General features: G+C 60.1%; 13 protein-coding genes. 10 read left to right on the forward strand and 3 right to left on the reverse strand.

Annotation, left to right across the window (positions count from 1 at the left end; translation table 11 throughout):
- Positions 1-168 precede the first annotated feature (168 nt).
- The gene (locus tag HFK74_RS05175; RefSeq protein ID WP_007983502.1) at positions 169-1,380 is read left to right on the forward strand and encodes a pyridoxal phosphate-dependent aminotransferase; all 1,212 of its coding nucleotides are present in this window, start codon (positions 169-171) and stop codon (positions 1,378-1,380) included.
- 316 nt (positions 1,381-1,696) lie between these two features.
- Entirely contained in the window at positions 1,697-2,587 is an 891-nt protein-coding gene (gene htpX / locus HFK74_RS05180; RefSeq protein WP_008059113.1) for a protease HtpX, read from the forward strand.
- Positions 2,588-2,650: 63 nt separating this feature from the next.
- Here htpX and HFK74_RS05185 read toward each other — a convergent pair whose 3' ends face one another.
- Complete coding sequence (locus HFK74_RS05185) at positions 2,651-3,307, reverse strand: thiopurine S-methyltransferase (RefSeq protein ID WP_180202623.1); 657 nt, start codon at positions 3,305-3,307, stop codon at positions 2,651-2,653.
- Positions 3,308-3,410: 103 nt separating this feature from the next.
- Between HFK74_RS05185 and HFK74_RS05190 the strand changes: the two genes are divergently transcribed.
- Positions 3,411-4,178: a class III extradiol ring-cleavage dioxygenase gene (locus tag HFK74_RS05190; protein WP_180202624.1), complete on the forward strand. Its 768-nt coding sequence runs from the start codon at positions 3,411-3,413 to the stop codon at positions 4,176-4,178.
- Positions 4,179-4,204: 26 nt separating this feature from the next.
- Here the strand turns inward: HFK74_RS05190 and phnR are convergent, their stop codons facing one another.
- On the reverse strand, positions 4,205-4,918 hold the full coding sequence (gene phnR, locus HFK74_RS05195) for a phosphonate utilization transcriptional regulator PhnR (protein WP_180202625.1): 714 nt from the start codon (positions 4,916-4,918) through the stop codon (positions 4,205-4,207).
- A gap of 362 nt (positions 4,919-5,280) precedes the next feature.
- On the opposite strand from phnR, the gene HFK74_RS05200 reads away from it, so the two are divergent.
- The 6 genes from HFK74_RS05200 to HFK74_RS05225 all read left to right on the forward strand — a co-directional run bounded on the left by HFK74_RS05200 (position 5,281) and on the right by HFK74_RS05225 (position 10,680).
- On the forward strand, positions 5,281-6,345 hold the full coding sequence (locus HFK74_RS05200; RefSeq protein ID WP_008059108.1) for an ABC transporter substrate-binding protein: 1,065 nt from the start codon (positions 5,281-5,283) through the stop codon (positions 6,343-6,345).
- A gap of 225 nt (positions 6,346-6,570) precedes the next feature.
- A complete protein-coding gene (locus HFK74_RS05205) occupies positions 6,571-7,377 on the forward strand; it encodes an alkaline phosphatase family protein (RefSeq protein ID WP_180202626.1) in 807 nt (268 codons plus the stop codon).
- Positions 7,378-7,382: 5 nt separating this feature from the next.
- The gene (locus tag HFK74_RS05210; RefSeq protein ID WP_180202769.1) at positions 7,383-8,219 is read left to right on the forward strand and encodes an ABC transporter permease subunit; all 837 of its coding nucleotides are present in this window, start codon (positions 7,383-7,385) and stop codon (positions 8,217-8,219) included.
- Complete coding sequence (locus HFK74_RS05215; protein WP_180202627.1) at positions 8,206-9,006, forward strand: ABC transporter permease; 801 nt, start codon at positions 8,206-8,208, stop codon at positions 9,004-9,006. Before HFK74_RS05210 ends, HFK74_RS05215 begins: the two co-directional genes overlap by 14 nt.
- Complete coding sequence (locus tag HFK74_RS05220; protein ID WP_180202628.1) at positions 9,003-9,992, forward strand: ABC transporter ATP-binding protein; 990 nt, start codon at positions 9,003-9,005, stop codon at positions 9,990-9,992. The genes HFK74_RS05215 and HFK74_RS05220 overlap by 4 nt, the downstream gene beginning before the upstream one ends.
- Positions 9,993-10,026: 34 nt before the next feature.
- Entirely contained in the window at positions 10,027-10,680 is a 654-nt protein-coding gene (locus HFK74_RS05225; RefSeq protein WP_180202629.1) for an HAD family phosphatase, read from the forward strand.
- A 126-nt stretch (positions 10,681-10,806) separates the two neighbouring features.
- On the opposite strand, the gene HFK74_RS05230 is transcribed toward HFK74_RS05225, so the two are convergent.
- Entirely contained in the window at positions 10,807-11,769 is a 963-nt protein-coding gene (locus HFK74_RS05230) for a zinc-binding dehydrogenase (protein ID WP_180202630.1), read from the reverse strand.
- Positions 11,770-11,907: 138 nt separating this feature from the next.
- Here HFK74_RS05230 and HFK74_RS05235 point away from each other — a divergent pair, with 138 nt between their 5' ends.
- Positions 11,908-13,989: a carboxy terminal-processing peptidase gene (locus HFK74_RS05235; RefSeq protein ID WP_180202631.1), complete on the forward strand. Its 2,082-nt coding sequence runs from the start codon at positions 11,908-11,910 to the stop codon at positions 13,987-13,989.
- The last annotated feature ends 10 nt before the right edge of the window (positions 13,990-13,999 follow it).

A 13,999-nucleotide genomic window follows, 5' to 3' on the forward strand; every position in this document is an offset into this window, starting at 1 on the left:
ACGTATGATTGCGCCTCGTCAAACGCCAGTCTGGCAGCCAGACCACGCGCATTCAAACGGATTTATGGGTGCTGCCTCTCAAGGCGTCAGGCCTGTGTGATTACGCAGGATTCCCAGCACGGTTGTACACACGCCGCCTGGATCGTTCATTTTCGGGAACACATCGCCATGCAGGTCAGCAAATCGAACAAGCTCGCCAACGTCTGCTACGACATTCGCGGCCCAGTGCTCAAGCACGCCAAACGCCTGGAAGAGGAAGGTCATCGCATCCTCAAGCTGAACATCGGCAACCCGGCGCCCTTTGGTTTCGAAGCGCCGGACGAAATCCTCCAGGACGTGATCCGCAACCTGCCGACCGCCCAGGGTTACAGCGACTCCAAGGGCCTGTTCAGCGCGCGCAAGGCCGTGATGCAGTACTACCAGCAAAAGCAGGTGGAAGGTGTCGGCATCGAGGACATCTACCTGGGCAACGGCGTTTCCGAACTGATCGTGATGTCGATGCAGGCCCTGCTCAACAACGGCGACGAAGTGCTGGTACCGGCTCCCGACTACCCGTTGTGGACCGCCGCGGTGAGCCTGTCGGGCGGTAACCCGGTGCATTACCTGTGCGACGAGCAGGCCAACTGGTGGCCGGACCTGGCCGACATCAAGGCCAAGATCACCCCGAACACCAAGGCCCTGGTGATCATCAACCCGAACAACCCGACCGGCGCGGTGTATTCGAAGGAAGTCCTGCTGGGCATGCTGGAACTGGCCCGCCAACACAACCTGGTGGTGTTTTCCGACGAGATCTACGACAAGATCCTCTACGACGATGCCGTGCACATCTGCACCGCTTCCCTGGCGCCGGACCTGCTGTGCCTGACCTTCAACGGCCTGTCCAAATCCTATCGCGTGGCCGGTTTCCGTTCCGGCTGGATCGCCATTTCCGGCCCGAAACACCACGCCCAGAGCTACATCGAAGGCATCGACATGCTGGCCAACATGCGCCTGTGCGCCAACGTGCCGAGCCAGCACGCGATCCAGACCGCGCTGGGTGGCTATCAGAGCATCAACGACCTGGTGCTGCCGCCAGGCCGCCTGCTGGAACAGCGTAACCGCACCTGGGAACTGCTCAATGACATTCCTGGCGTGAGCTGCGTCAAACCGATGGGCGCGCTGTATGCGTTCCCGCGGATCGACCCGAAGGTCTGCCCGATCCATAACGACGAAAAGTTCGTCCTCGACCTGCTGCTCTCCGAGAAGCTGCTGGTGGTGCAAGGCACGGCCTTCAACTGGCCATGGCCCGACCACTTCCGCGTCGTGACCCTGCCGCGCGTCGATGACCTGGACATGGCCATCGGACGCATTGGCAATTTCCTCAAATCCTATCGCCAGTAAGCGGCCTGTCACCGTGCGATGCCAGAATCATTGCACGGTGATTCATTCTGCAACACATGCTCGCGCCCTGCCCATGACCTCAGTCTCGATACCTGTGCAACGACCCATTGCGGGGTCATGTCGAGTAACGGCGGGCACTCGGTTGCAAGTTGGCTGGCAAATCACTTTGCCATCCCGTGTCGGAAATGCCCTTCAAACAGCTACGCTAATGCTGTAGGACACAGTTTGAAATAGTCACTCAGTTGAATACCCCGTTGCAGCACCTTATATACCCCGCAGTACGCTACATCTTTAGCATGAGGAGATTTCTACAACCATGATGCGCATCCTGCTGTTCTTGGCCACTAACCTGGCGGTCGTGCTGATTGCCAGCATCACCCTGAGCCTTTTCGGCTTCAACGGGTTCATGGCGGCCAATGGGGTTGATCTCAACCTCAATCAGCTGCTGATTTTCTGTGCGGTCTTCGGTTTCGCCGGTTCCCTGTTCTCGCTGTTCATCTCCAAGTGGATGGCGAAGATGAGCACCAGCACCCAAATCATCAGCCAGCCGCGCACGCGTCACGAGCAATGGCTGTTGCAAACGGTCGAGCAACTGTCCCGCGAAGCCGGGATCAAGATGCCCGAAGTCGGGATCTTCCCGGCCTATGAGGCGAACGCCTTCGCCACCGGCTGGAACAAGAACGACGCACTGGTCGCCGTCAGCCAGGGCCTGCTGGAGCGTTTCTCGCCGGATGAAGTGAAAGCCGTCCTGGCCCACGAAATCGGGCACGTGGCCAATGGCGACATGGTCACCCTGGCCTTGATCCAGGGCGTGGTGAACACCTTCGTGATGTTCTTTGCGCGGATCATCGGCAACTTTGTCGACAAGGTGATCTTCAAGAACGAAGAAGGCCAGGGCATTGCCTACTACGTGGCGACCATCTTCGCCGAACTGGTCCTGGGTATCCTGGCCAGCGCCATCGTCATGTGGTTCTCGCGCAAGCGCGAATTCCGTGCCGACGAAGCCGGTGCAAACCTGGCCGGCACCGCCGCGATGATTGGCGCGCTGCAACGCCTGCGTGCGGAACAGGGCCTGCCGGTGCATATGCCTGACACCCTGAACGCCTTCGGCATCAACGGTGGCATCAAGCAGGGCTTCGCCCGCATGTTCATGAGCCACCCGCCGCTGGAAGAGCGCATCGACGCACTGGCGCGTCGTCGCGGCTGAGAGAGACCGCAATAAACAAGAAGGCCCGCAGCGATGCGGGCCTTTTTTTGTCTGCGCAAGCTTTTATCGACTGGAAACCCGATACACCCGCTCTTCGAGCCGCGTGACACCCGCCTCCAGAAACTTTCCGCTCTCGCTCAGCACATCCTGGTCTTCCAGGATCTTCAGCGTCCAGGAAGCACCCAGCAACCGCTGCACTTCTTCATCGAGCACGGCAAACGGCGGACCCTCCATCTGCGCCTGGTCGTAGTCCAGGGTAATCAGCAACCCGTTGGAGTCCTTGGGCAGGATCCGCGTCAAATGCGCGGCATAGCGCTGACGCATTGGCGTCGGCAGGGCAATCAATGCAGCTCGGTCATAGAGGGCCGAGCAGTCGGCGACATCGCCTGGCGTCAGGTCGAAGAAGTCGCCACACCACAGCTCGATGGAACCTGCCCGATAAACCTTGAAAGGCCCCTGTTCGTCGACCGCAGGATCAAAATGGTGCTCGCTGAAGAAATCCTCGACAGCCTTTTCCGACAGTTCGATCCCCAGCACCTCATGGCCCCGCTGCGCCAGCCACAGCAGATCCAGGCTCTTGCCGCACAACGGCACCAGCACGCGAGCGCCCTCTTCCAGGCCCAGCGCTGGCCAGAATCGCTGCAGATAAGGGTTCACTTGTGGCAAGTGAAAACCGATCTGGTTCGATTTCCATTTTTTGTGCCAAAACTCCGGCTGCATAAATAACCCCGAAAATTCGATCAAAACACCCTAAAACTTATATTAGATTTAGATCAATGATCTGACAGAAGATGGCCCTATCTTAACTCTCAGGAGCTCATCCATGTTCCCCAGCCTGTACATATCCCATGGTTCGCCAATGCTGGCCCTGGAACCTGGCGCCAGTGGGCCGGCCCTCGCTCGCCTGGCGACAGAGATGCCAAGGCCAGACGCCATCGTGATTGTCTCCGCGCACTGGGAAAGCGATGAACTGCTGGTGGGCGGCAACCCGCAGCCGGACACCTGGCATGACTTCGGCGGATTTCCACGGGCATTGTTCGAGGTGCAATACCCGGCTCCTGGTAACCCCGGATTGGCTGAACAGGTGGTCAATCTGTTGCAAGCCAACGCCCTTCCCGCCCGCATCGACGGAAAACGCCCCTTCGACCATGGCGTCTGGGTGCCACTGTCATTGATGTATCCGCAGGCCGATATCCCGATTGTGCAGGTTTCATTGCCCACCCGAGGCGGCCCGGCGCTGCAGGCCCGTGTTGGCCAGGCGCTGAGCAGCTTGCGCGAACAGGGCGTGTTGTTGATCGGCTCCGGCAGCATCACCCACAACCTGCGAGAGCTGGACTGGCATGCCGGCCCCGAGAGCGTGCAACCCTGGGCCCAGGTATTTCGCGACTGGATGATCGACAAGCTGGCGGCCAACGATGAAGCCGCCTTGCACGACTATCGCCGGCAAGCACCGAACGCGGCGCGTAACCATCCCAGCGATGAACATCTTTTGCCGTTGTACTTTGCCCGCAGCGCCGGGGGCCAGTTCAGCATTGCCCATCAGGGATTCACAATGGGCGCGCTGGGCATGGACATCTACCGCTTCGGATAAGGGCCACCAGCCTGCGGCGGCCAGGTTCAAGCCACATCGACCCCAACATGGATCGCATCGTGGCGCCAGAACTCCAGGTCACAATCGATCAGCCGCCCATGCTGATCGTAATTCACCCGGGCGATGCGCAGTCCAGGACTGCCCACCGACACCCGCAAGGCGGCCGCCGCGTCTGCCGACAACGCCGTCGGCACGATCTCGAAGCGCACCCGCCCGTAGTGCAGGTCGTAGTGCCGCGCATACAGCTCGGTGATCGACTGGTTCAGGTCGAAATCCAGAATTCCCGGAAAATACTGCGGATTCAGGTAGTGCTCCACGTACAACACCAATCGCCCATCGATACGCCGCGAACGACAGACCTGGATCACGCTCGACAACGCCGGCAATTGTAACCAGGCACAGACCGCCGCCGATGCCGGCTGCAATCGCGCCGAAATGACTTCGGTGGACGGCACCCGCCCCTGGGCGCTGACCATGGCGTGAAAGTGGCTGCGCTGCATCAGGTTATAGGCCAGGCGCGGCGACGACACGAACCAGCCCCGACGCTCTTCGCGATAGATCTGGCCCTGGGCTTCGAGCTGCAACAACGCCTCGCGCACGGTAATGCGCGTCGTACCAAACAACTCACTGAGCTTGCGTTCGGCTGGCAACTTGCTCCCTGGCGCCAGCAGCCCGTGATCGAGCTGTTCCTGAAGCACCTGGCCAATGGCCGTCACCGCCTTTGTTGCCTCATCGCGCATTAACGTTACCTATCTGGACTAGACCAGCACTCTTTCAGGGCAATACCTGCGAGAAAATCGGCTGTTTGGAGATCCTGCAAGCGTAGGCAATGCAGATGACCGATAGATGACAAAGCCGCCCGACGGTCACTCCAACAACTAGTCCAACACCTGCAAAACATCGGCCTAATCCCTTGCGCAATGGGGCTTCGCCCATGGTCTACGCTTACTTGGCACCCGCCAATACCGGGCAAGTAAACGTCCACCGGGGCGACGAACGACATCAAAGTGTCATCGAGCCGCCTTAGATTGGCTCAGGTATTGCTGACCTAGACCAACACAACCGCAATCGCAGCGTTGAAAACGCCCATAGGAGCTTCGGAATGAAACAGCTTTTCCTGGCATCACTGTTAGGCTCGACCATTGCCATGTGCACCGCCGCCATGGCGGCTGATGATTTAAAAACCCTTGAAGCCGCTGCGAAAGCGGAAGGCGCCGTCAACAGTGTCGGCATGCCCGATGACTGGGCCAACTGGAAAGGCACCTGGGAAGACCTGGCGAAGAACTATGGCCTCAAGCACATCGACACCGACATGAGCTCGGCCCAGGAAATCGCCAAGTTTGCCGCCGAGAAAGACAACGCCAGTGCCGACATCGGCGACGTCGGCGCGGCCTTCGGCCCGATCGCGGTGAAACAGAACGTTACCCAGCCCTACAAGCCATCCACCTGGGACCAGGTACCGACCTGGGCCAAGGACAAGGACGGTCACTGGGCGCTGGCCTACACCGGCACCATCGCCTTCATCGTCAACAAGAAGCTGTTGCACGGTTCCGAAGTCCCAACCAAATGGGCTGACCTCAAAACCGGTAAATACAAGGTGTCGATCGGTGACGTGAGTACCGCCGCCCAGGCTGCGAACGGCGTTCTGGCGGCTGCCTACGCCAACGGTGGCGACGAGAAAAACCTGCAACCGGCACTGCTGCTGTTTGCCGACCTTGCTAAACAAGGTCGCCTGTCGATGTCCAACCCGGTCATAGGCGCCATGGAAAAAGGCGAGATCGAAGTCGGTGTGGTCTGGGACTTCAACGGCCTGAGCTACAAGGCCAAGATGGCCAATCCGGATGATTACGTGGTGCTGATCCCGTCCGATGGCTCGGTGATTTCCGGCTACACCACCATCATCAACAAATACGCCAAGAACCCGAACGCCGCCAAGCTGACCCGCGAGTACATCTTCAGTGACGCAGGCCAGATCAACCTGGCCAAGGGTAACGCCCGTCCGATCCGCGCCGAGCACCTGACCCTGCCAGCCGAGGTCCAGGCCAAGTTGCTGCCGAACGAGCAGTACAAGAAAGTTACGCCGATCAAGGACGCGGATGCCTGGGAAAAAACCTCCAAGGCCCTGCCGCAGAAGTGGAACGAAGAAGTCATCGTAGAAATGAAATAACGCGGTAGATCCCTGTGGGAGCGAGCCTTTGTGGTGAGGGGATTTATCCCCGTTCGGCTGCGAAGCAGTCGTAAAACCAATGTGTGCGGTGTGACTGATACACCGCGGCTTTAGGTTTTGGGGCCGCTGCGCAGCCCAACGGGGATAAATCCCCTCACCACAAAGGCTCGCTCCCACAGTGGGTCGAGTGAATTTCGAGTTACTGTTTCGCGGAGTTTTGCCCCTATGAAGCACAACGTCATCCTTGTCGTGCTCGACGGCCTCAACCATGAGGTCGCCCGCCACGCCATGGGGCACCTGCAGGCCTACGTCGGCGCAGGACGCGCCGCGCTCTACAAACTGGAGTGCGAGCTGCCGGCCCTGTCCCGACCGCTTTACGAATGCATCCTGACCGGTGTCACGCCGATCGACAGCGGCATCGTTCACAACAACGTCTCGCGCCTGTCCAACCAGCGCAGCATTTATCACTACGCCACTGCTGCCGGCCTGAAAACCGCGGCGGCGGCCTATCACTGGGTCAGTGAGCTGTACAACCGCTCGCCGTTCGTGGCGGCCCGGGATCGCCATACCGACGACCCCAACCTGCCGATCCAGCACGGGCATTTCTACTGGAACGACCATTACCCCGATTCCCACCTGTTCGCCGACGCCGAAAACCTGCGCCTGCGCCATGGGCCGAATTTCCTGCTGGTGCACCCGATGAACATCGACGACGCCGGGCACAAGCACGGCCTCGACACCCCGCAATACCGCAACAGCGCGCGCTCGGCGGACATCATCATCGCCGACTACCTGCAAGGCTGGCTCGACGCTGGCTACCAGGTGCTGGTGACCGCTGACCACGGCATGAACAACGACCGCTCCCATAACGGGCTGTTGCCGGAAGAGCGCGAAGTGCCGCTATTCGTGTTCGGCGATGCCTTCAGCTTCAATGCCGCTGCCGCGCCGAAACAGACCGACATTTGCGGCACCGTCTGTGAACTGTTGGGCGTGCCCCACGACAAACCCGTGTGCCGGGAGCTGCTCAAGTGAATGCCATGACTCGCGGCAAATGGCTGGCTGCCCTGTGCCTGGTGCCCTTCGCGCTGTTCTTTATCGTGTTCGAAATCGCCCCGCTGGTGTGGGTGATGACCAACAGCCTGGAGTCGGAAGAGTTCGGCTGGGGCCTGGCCAACTTCACCAGGATCTTCAACTCGAAGTTCTATATGCAGGCGATCCAGTACAGCCTGGAGATCAGTTTCTGGTCCAGCGTGTTCGGCATCATTATCGCCGTGCTCGGCGCCTACTCCTTGCGCCGGGTCGACTCGAAGCTGCGCAACTTCGTCAACGCCTTCGCCAACATGACCAGCAACTTCGCCGGTGTGCCCCTGGCTTTCGCGTTCATCATCCTGTTGGGTTTCAACGGCAGCTTCACCATCCTGCTCAAGCAGGCCGGGATCATTCAGGACTTCAACCTGTATTCGAAAACCGGGGTGATCATTCTCTACACCTACTTCCAGATCCCCCTTGGCGTGCTGCTGCTCTACCCGGCCTTCGACGCGTTGCGCGAAGACTGGCGCGAGTCGGCCGCGCTGCTCGGCGCCAACGGTTGGCAGTTCTGGCGCCATATCGGCCTGCCAGTGCTGACCCCGGCACTGCTTGGCACCTTCGTGATCCTGCTGGCCAACGCCCTCGGTGCCTACGCCACGGTGTACGCCCTGACCACCGGCAACTTCAACGTGATGCCGATCCGCATCGCGGCGATGGTCTCGGGTGATATTTCCCTCGATCCGAACCTGGCCAGTGCCCTGGCCGTGGTGCTGGTGGCCTTGATGACCCTGGTGACCATCGTGCATCAGCTGCTGTTGAAGAGGAGCTACCATGTCTCGCGCTGAACTGGGCCCTGTCGGCATCTACCACCGGGTCGTGGTCTACCTGCTGTTCGCCATCCTGTTGCTGCCGCTGCTCGGCACCTTCATCTATTCGATTTCCAGCAGTTGGTCGGCCACCATCCTGCCCAGCGGTTTCAGCATCAAATGGTACGCGCAGCTGTGGAGCGACCCACGCTTCCTGAGTGCTTTCGGCCAGTCGCTGCTGGTGTGCGTCGGTGCGCTGATTCTCTCGGTGGTGCTGATCCTGCCGCTGCTGTTCGTGGTGCATTACCACTTCCCGAAACTCGATGCGCTGATGAACATCCTGATCCTGCTGCCCTTCGCCGTGCCGCCGGTGGTGTCCTCGGTGGGGCTGTTGCAGCTCTACGGTTCCGGGCCGTTCGCCATGGTCGGCACGCCGTGGATCCTGATCGGTTGCTACTTCACCGTGGCCCTGCCGTTCATGTACCGCGCCATCACCAACAACCTGCAGGCGATCAACCTGCGCGACCTGATGGACGCCGCCCAACTGCTCGGCGCCAGCACTTTCCAGGCGGCGATCCTGGTGGTGCTGCCGAACCTGCGCAAGGGCTTGATGGTGGCGTTGCTGCTGTCGTTCTCGTTCCTGTTCGGCGAGTTCGTGTTCGCCAACATCCTGGTCGGCACCCGTTATGAAACCCTGCAGGTCTACCTCAACAACATGCGCAACAGCAGCGGCCACTTCACCAGTGCGCTGGTGATTTCCTACTTCTTCTTCGTGCTGGTTCTGACCTGGGCGGCCAATATCTTGAACAAGGACAAAAGCGAATGAGCTATGTCAGCGTCCAACATCTGCAAAAGAATTACTCTGGCACCACAGTGTTCAGCGACATCAACTGCGAAATCCAGAAAGGCGAGTTCGTCACCCTGCTCGGCCCGTCCGGTTGCGGCAAATCCACCCTGCTGCGCTGCATTGCCGGCCTGACTTCGGTGGATGGCGGCAAGATCCTGCTCGATGGCGTCGATATCGTGCCGTTGAGCCCGCAGAAACGCGGGATCGGCATGGTGTTCCAGAGTTATGCGCTATTCCCCAACATGACCGTCGAGCAGAACGTCGCCTTCGGTTTGCGCATGCAGAAGGTCAACGCTGACGACAGCCAGAAGCGCGTCGCCGAAGTATTGAAACTGGTGGAGCTGCAAGATTTTGCCGCCCGTTATCCGCATCAGTTGTCCGGCGGCCAATGCCAGCGCGTGGCCCTCGCCCGCTCCCTGGTGACCCGGCCCCGGCTGTTGCTGCTGGATGAACCGCTGTCGGCCCTCGACGCTCGGATTCGCAAGCACCTGCGCGAACAGATCCGTGCGATCCAGCGCGAGCTGGGCCTGACCACGATCTTCGTCACACACGATCAGGAAGAAGCGCTGACAATGTCCGATCGCATTTTCCTTATGAACCAGGGAAAGATCGTACAAAGCGGTGACGCTGAAACCTTGTACACGGCGCCGGTGGATGTCTTCGCCGCCGGCTTCATCGGCAACTACAACCTGCTGGATGCCGACAGCGCGTCGAAGCTGTTGCAACGCCCGATCAACCACCGCATCGCCATCCGCCCGGAGGCCATCGAACTGAGCCTCGACGGCGATCTCTACGCCCAGGTGCGCAGCCACAGCCTGCTCGGCAACGTGATTCGCTACAGGATCGAAGCCCGCGGTGTGGAACTGGTGGTGGATGTGCTCAACCGCTCGGCCTCCGACCTGCATCCCGATGGTCAGCGCCTGGCGCTTTCCATCGATCCGACGGCCCTGTGTGAGGTAGCCTGATGCCCTTGCTGACGTTGAAGAGAGAACTGCACTGATGGCCCTGGCAATTTTTGATCTGGACGAAACCCTGATCCACGGCGACTGCGCCTCGTTGTGGAGTGAGCAAATGGTCCGCCTCGGCTGGGTCGATGGCGAATCCTTCCTGCGACGCGACAAGGAATTGATGGACGCCTACGGCAGGGGCCACCTGGCCATGGAGGACTACATGGCCTTCAGCCTGGAGCCCTTGATCGGCCGCACGCCCGCCGAAGTCGAGCACCTGGTCGGCCCCTGGGTGGAAGACTTCATCGAGCCGATCATCTTCAGCGACGCCACCAAAACCATCGCCGCCCACCGCAAGGCCGGCGACCGGATACTGGTGATCTCGGCCTCGGGCGTCCATTTGGTCAAGCCGATTGCCGAGCGCCTGGGCATCGATGAAATTCTCGGTATCGAACTGGAAGTGGCGCACGGCGCCTATACCGGCAAGACCGTCGGCACGCTGACGTATCGCGAAGGCAAGATCACCCGGTTGCTGGAATGGCTGGATGCGGAAGAGGAAAACCTGGAAGGTGCGAGTTTCTATTCGGATTCACGCAATGATTTGCCGTTGTTGCTGAAGGTGGATTTCCCGCACGTGGTCAATCCGGACCCGGTGTTGCTAGAGCAGGCGGAAAAGGCCGGCTGGCCGATCCACATCTGGAAATAGTACCTCGCCCTGATCGTTCCCACGCTCCGCGTGGGAATGCAGCCCGGGACGCTCTGCGTCCCAGAGGCGGACGCAGAGCGTCCCTTGAGGCGTTCCCACGCAGAGCATGGGAACGATCTACAGAGGTCAGGTCAGACTTTCATCAATCACCAACACCAGCTTCCCCGCCACCTTGTTACTCGCCAACTCGGCAAACGCCGCTTCGGCATCCTTGATCGGGAAAGCCCTGGCCAGTTGCGGGCTCAAGCGTTTATCCGCAAACAGCGGCCAGACGTGCTGGCGTAGATCGCTGAACAGATCCGCCTTGAACTGATCATCGCGGCTGCGCAGGGTCGAGCCCAGCAGTTGCACGCGCTTGGCCAGCACCTGCGCCAGGTCCAGCTTCGCCTCGCGCCCGCCCATCAGGCCAATCAACACCCAACGGCCATCAGTCGCCATCAGTTTCAGGTTCAGCGCTGCGTAGTTGCCACCTACCGGGTCGAGGATGACGTCGAACGGCCCGAGGTCGCGCAAGCTGTCCAGATCGTCAGTGCGCACCACACCGCCCTGGGCGCCGAGCGCTTCGCAGTAGGCCAGGCGCTCGGCCGACCCGACACTGACCCAGCACGGGTTACCAAACGCCTTGCACAGCTGAATGGCAGCTGAACCAATTCCACTTGCTCCCGCGTGCAGCAGCACTTTTTCGCCTGGTTTAAGCGCAGCCAATTGAAACAGGTTCAACCAGACAGTTGCATAAACTTCAGGTAATGCCGCCGCCTCGGCCAGCGACATTTCGTCGGGAACCGGCAACACGTGCCGCCCGTCGACCACTACCTCCTGAGCCATCCCGCCCCCGGCCAGCAAGGCGCAAACCCGATCGCCCACCTGCCAGGACGAACCCGGCCCAACCTCGCTGATCACCCCCGAGCACTCTAGACCAAGCACTTGGCTGGCACCTGGCGGTGGCGGATAAAGGCCTGCCTTCTGCAACAAATCGGCACGATTGAGACCCGCTGCCGCCACTTGAATACGAACTTGCCCTACATCACACGCCGGACGAGGCTCTTCAACCCACTCCACTTGACCGTCAACGCCTTGCAATGCTTTCACAGTGCCTCCATAGTGAGTCTGGACTGAGCCCGAAGCTGTAGCGCCGGGCTTTTTGCATTATGCGGCCGGTCCTTGTGGAACCGGCGACTTCAAAGACGGCCTAATATGCGTTATCAATTGTCCCCGCGTCGAATCAACATGAAGCGTTTGTTCCCCAGCACTGCCCTCGCCCTTTTCATCGGTATCGGCCTGCTGCCGATGTCGAACAGTTCTTTTGCAGCCAATAGCTGGGACAAGCTTCAGCCCGACCGTGACGAAGTCATCGCCAGTCTGAACGTCGTGGAGTTGCTCAAGCGCCACCACTACAGCAAGCCGCCGCTCGATGACGCGCGCTCGGTGATCATCTACGACAGCTACCTGAAGTTGCTCGACCCGTCGCGCAGCTACTTCATGGCCAGCGACATTGCCGAATTCGACAAGTGGAAGACCCAGTTCGACGACTTCCTCAAGAGCGGCGACCTCAACGCCGGGTTCACCATCTACAAGCGCTACCTGGACCGCGTCAAATCGCGTCTGGACTTCGCCCTTGCCGAGCTGAACAAGGGCGTCGACAAGATCGACTTCACCACCAAGGAAACCTTGCTGATCGACCGCAAGGATGCCCCTTGGCTCAAATCCACCGCGGAACTCGACGACCTGTGGCGCAAACGCGTCAAGGACGAAGTGCTGCGGCAGAAGATCGCCGGCAAGGATTCCAAGCAAATCCAGGAAACCCTGACCAAGCGCTACAAGAACCAGCTGGCGCGCCTGGACCAGACCCGCGCGGAAGACATCTTCCAGGCGTACATCAACACCTTCGCCATGTCCTACGACCCGCACACCAACTATCTGTCGCCGGATAACGCGGAAAACTTCGACATCAACATGAGCCTGTCCCTGGAGGGCATCGGCGCCGTGTTGCAGAGCGATAACGATCAAGTGAAGATCGTGCGCCTGGTGCCGGCAGGCCCTGCCGACAAGACCAAGCAAGTCGCGCCTGCCGACAAGATCATCGGTGTTGCCCAAGGCAACAAAGAGATGGTCGACGTGGTGGGCTGGCGCCTGGACGAAGTGGTCAAGCTGATCCGCGGTCCCAAAGGCACCATCGTGCGCCTGGAAGTGATCCCGGCCAGCAACGCGCCGAACGACCAGACCAGCAAGATCGTGCCGATCACCCGCGAAGCGGTGAAGCTCGAAGACCAGGCCGTGAAGAAGTCGGTGCTCAACCTCAAGCAGGATGGCAAGGACTACAAGCTCGGCGTCATCGAGATTCCAGCCTTCTACCTGGACTTCAAGGCCTTCCGAGCCGGCGATCCGGATTACAAGAGCACCACTCGCGACGTCAAGAAACTGCTGACCGAGTTGCAGAAAGACAAGGTCGACGGCGTGGTCATCGACCTGCGCAACAACGGCGGCGGTTCCTTGCAGGAAGCCACCGAGCTGACCAGCCTGTTCATCGACAAGGGCCCGACCGTACTCGTGCGTAACGCCGATGGCCGCGTCGATGTACTGGAAGACGAAAACCCGGGCGCCTTCTACAAAGGCCCGATGGCGTTGCTGGTCAACCGCCTGTCCGCCTCGGCTTCGGAGATTTTCGCCGGCGCCATGCAGGACTACCACCGCGCACTGATCATCGGCGGCCAGACCTTCGGCAAAGGCACCGTGCAGACCATCCAGCCGCTGAACCATGGCGAGCTCAAGCTGACGTTGGCCAAGTTCTACCGGGTTTCCGGACAGAGCACCCAGCATCAGGGCGTACTGCCGGACATCGATTACCCGTCGATCATCGACACCAAGGAAATCGGCGAAAGCGCCCTGCCGGAAGCCATGCCGTGGGACACCATCCGCGCGGCGATCAAGCCTGCGGTCGACCCGTTCAAACCGTACATCACCCAGCTCAAGTCCGAGCACGACGTGCGTACGAACAAAGACGCGGAGTTCGTGTTCATTCGCGACAAACTGGCCCTGGCGCAGAAACTGATGGCAGAAAAAACCGTCAGCCTCAATGAAGCCGAGCGTCGTGCCCAGCACGCCGATATCGAAGCCAAGCAGCTCGCCATGGAGAATATCCGTCGCAAAGCCAAGGGCGAAGAGCCGCTCAAGGAACTGAAGAAAGAAGACGAAGACGCTATCGCGGCCGAGGACGACAAGACCAAGCCGGAAGACGATGCCTACCTGAGCGAGACCGGGCGCATCCTTCTGGATTACTTGAAGCTCAATACCGCGGTAGCCAAGCACTAAGCTGATGGCA

The organism is Pseudomonas sp. SbOxS1 (genome assembly GCF_013416725.1).
Taxonomy (GTDB): Bacteria; Pseudomonadota; Gammaproteobacteria; order Pseudomonadales; family Pseudomonadaceae; genus Aquipseudomonas.

Excerpts from the sequence above, each read along its gene's own strand:
- HFK74_RS05175 (WP_007983502.1), top strand. The coding sequence starts at position 169 with ATGCAGGTCAGCAAATCGAACAAGCTCGCCAACGTCTGCTACGACATT.
- htpX (WP_008059113.1), top strand. The coding sequence starts at position 1,697 with ATGATGCGCATCCTGCTGTTCTTGGCCACTAACCTGGCGGTCGTGCTG.
- HFK74_RS05185 (WP_180202623.1), bottom strand. The coding sequence starts at position 3,307 with ATGCAGCCGGAGTTTTGGCACAAAAAATGGAAATCGAACCAGATCGGT.
- HFK74_RS05190 (WP_180202624.1), top strand. The coding sequence starts at position 3,411 with ATGTTCCCCAGCCTGTACATATCCCATGGTTCGCCAATGCTGGCCCTG.
- phnR (WP_180202625.1), bottom strand. The coding sequence starts at position 4,918 with ATGCGCGATGAGGCAACAAAGGCGGTGACGGCCATTGGCCAGGTGCTT.
- HFK74_RS05200 (WP_008059108.1), top strand. The coding sequence starts at position 5,281 with ATGAAACAGCTTTTCCTGGCATCACTGTTAGGCTCGACCATTGCCATG.
- HFK74_RS05205 (WP_180202626.1), top strand. The coding sequence starts at position 6,571 with ATGAAGCACAACGTCATCCTTGTCGTGCTCGACGGCCTCAACCATGAG.
- HFK74_RS05210 (WP_180202769.1), top strand. The coding sequence starts at position 7,383 with ATGACTCGCGGCAAATGGCTGGCTGCCCTGTGCCTGGTGCCCTTCGCG.
- HFK74_RS05215 (WP_180202627.1), top strand. The coding sequence starts at position 8,206 with ATGTCTCGCGCTGAACTGGGCCCTGTCGGCATCTACCACCGGGTCGTG.
- HFK74_RS05220 (WP_180202628.1), top strand. The coding sequence starts at position 9,003 with ATGAGCTATGTCAGCGTCCAACATCTGCAAAAGAATTACTCTGGCACC.
- HFK74_RS05225 (WP_180202629.1), top strand. The coding sequence starts at position 10,027 with ATGGCCCTGGCAATTTTTGATCTGGACGAAACCCTGATCCACGGCGAC.
- HFK74_RS05235 (WP_180202631.1), top strand. The coding sequence starts at position 11,908 with ATGAAGCGTTTGTTCCCCAGCACTGCCCTCGCCCTTTTCATCGGTATC.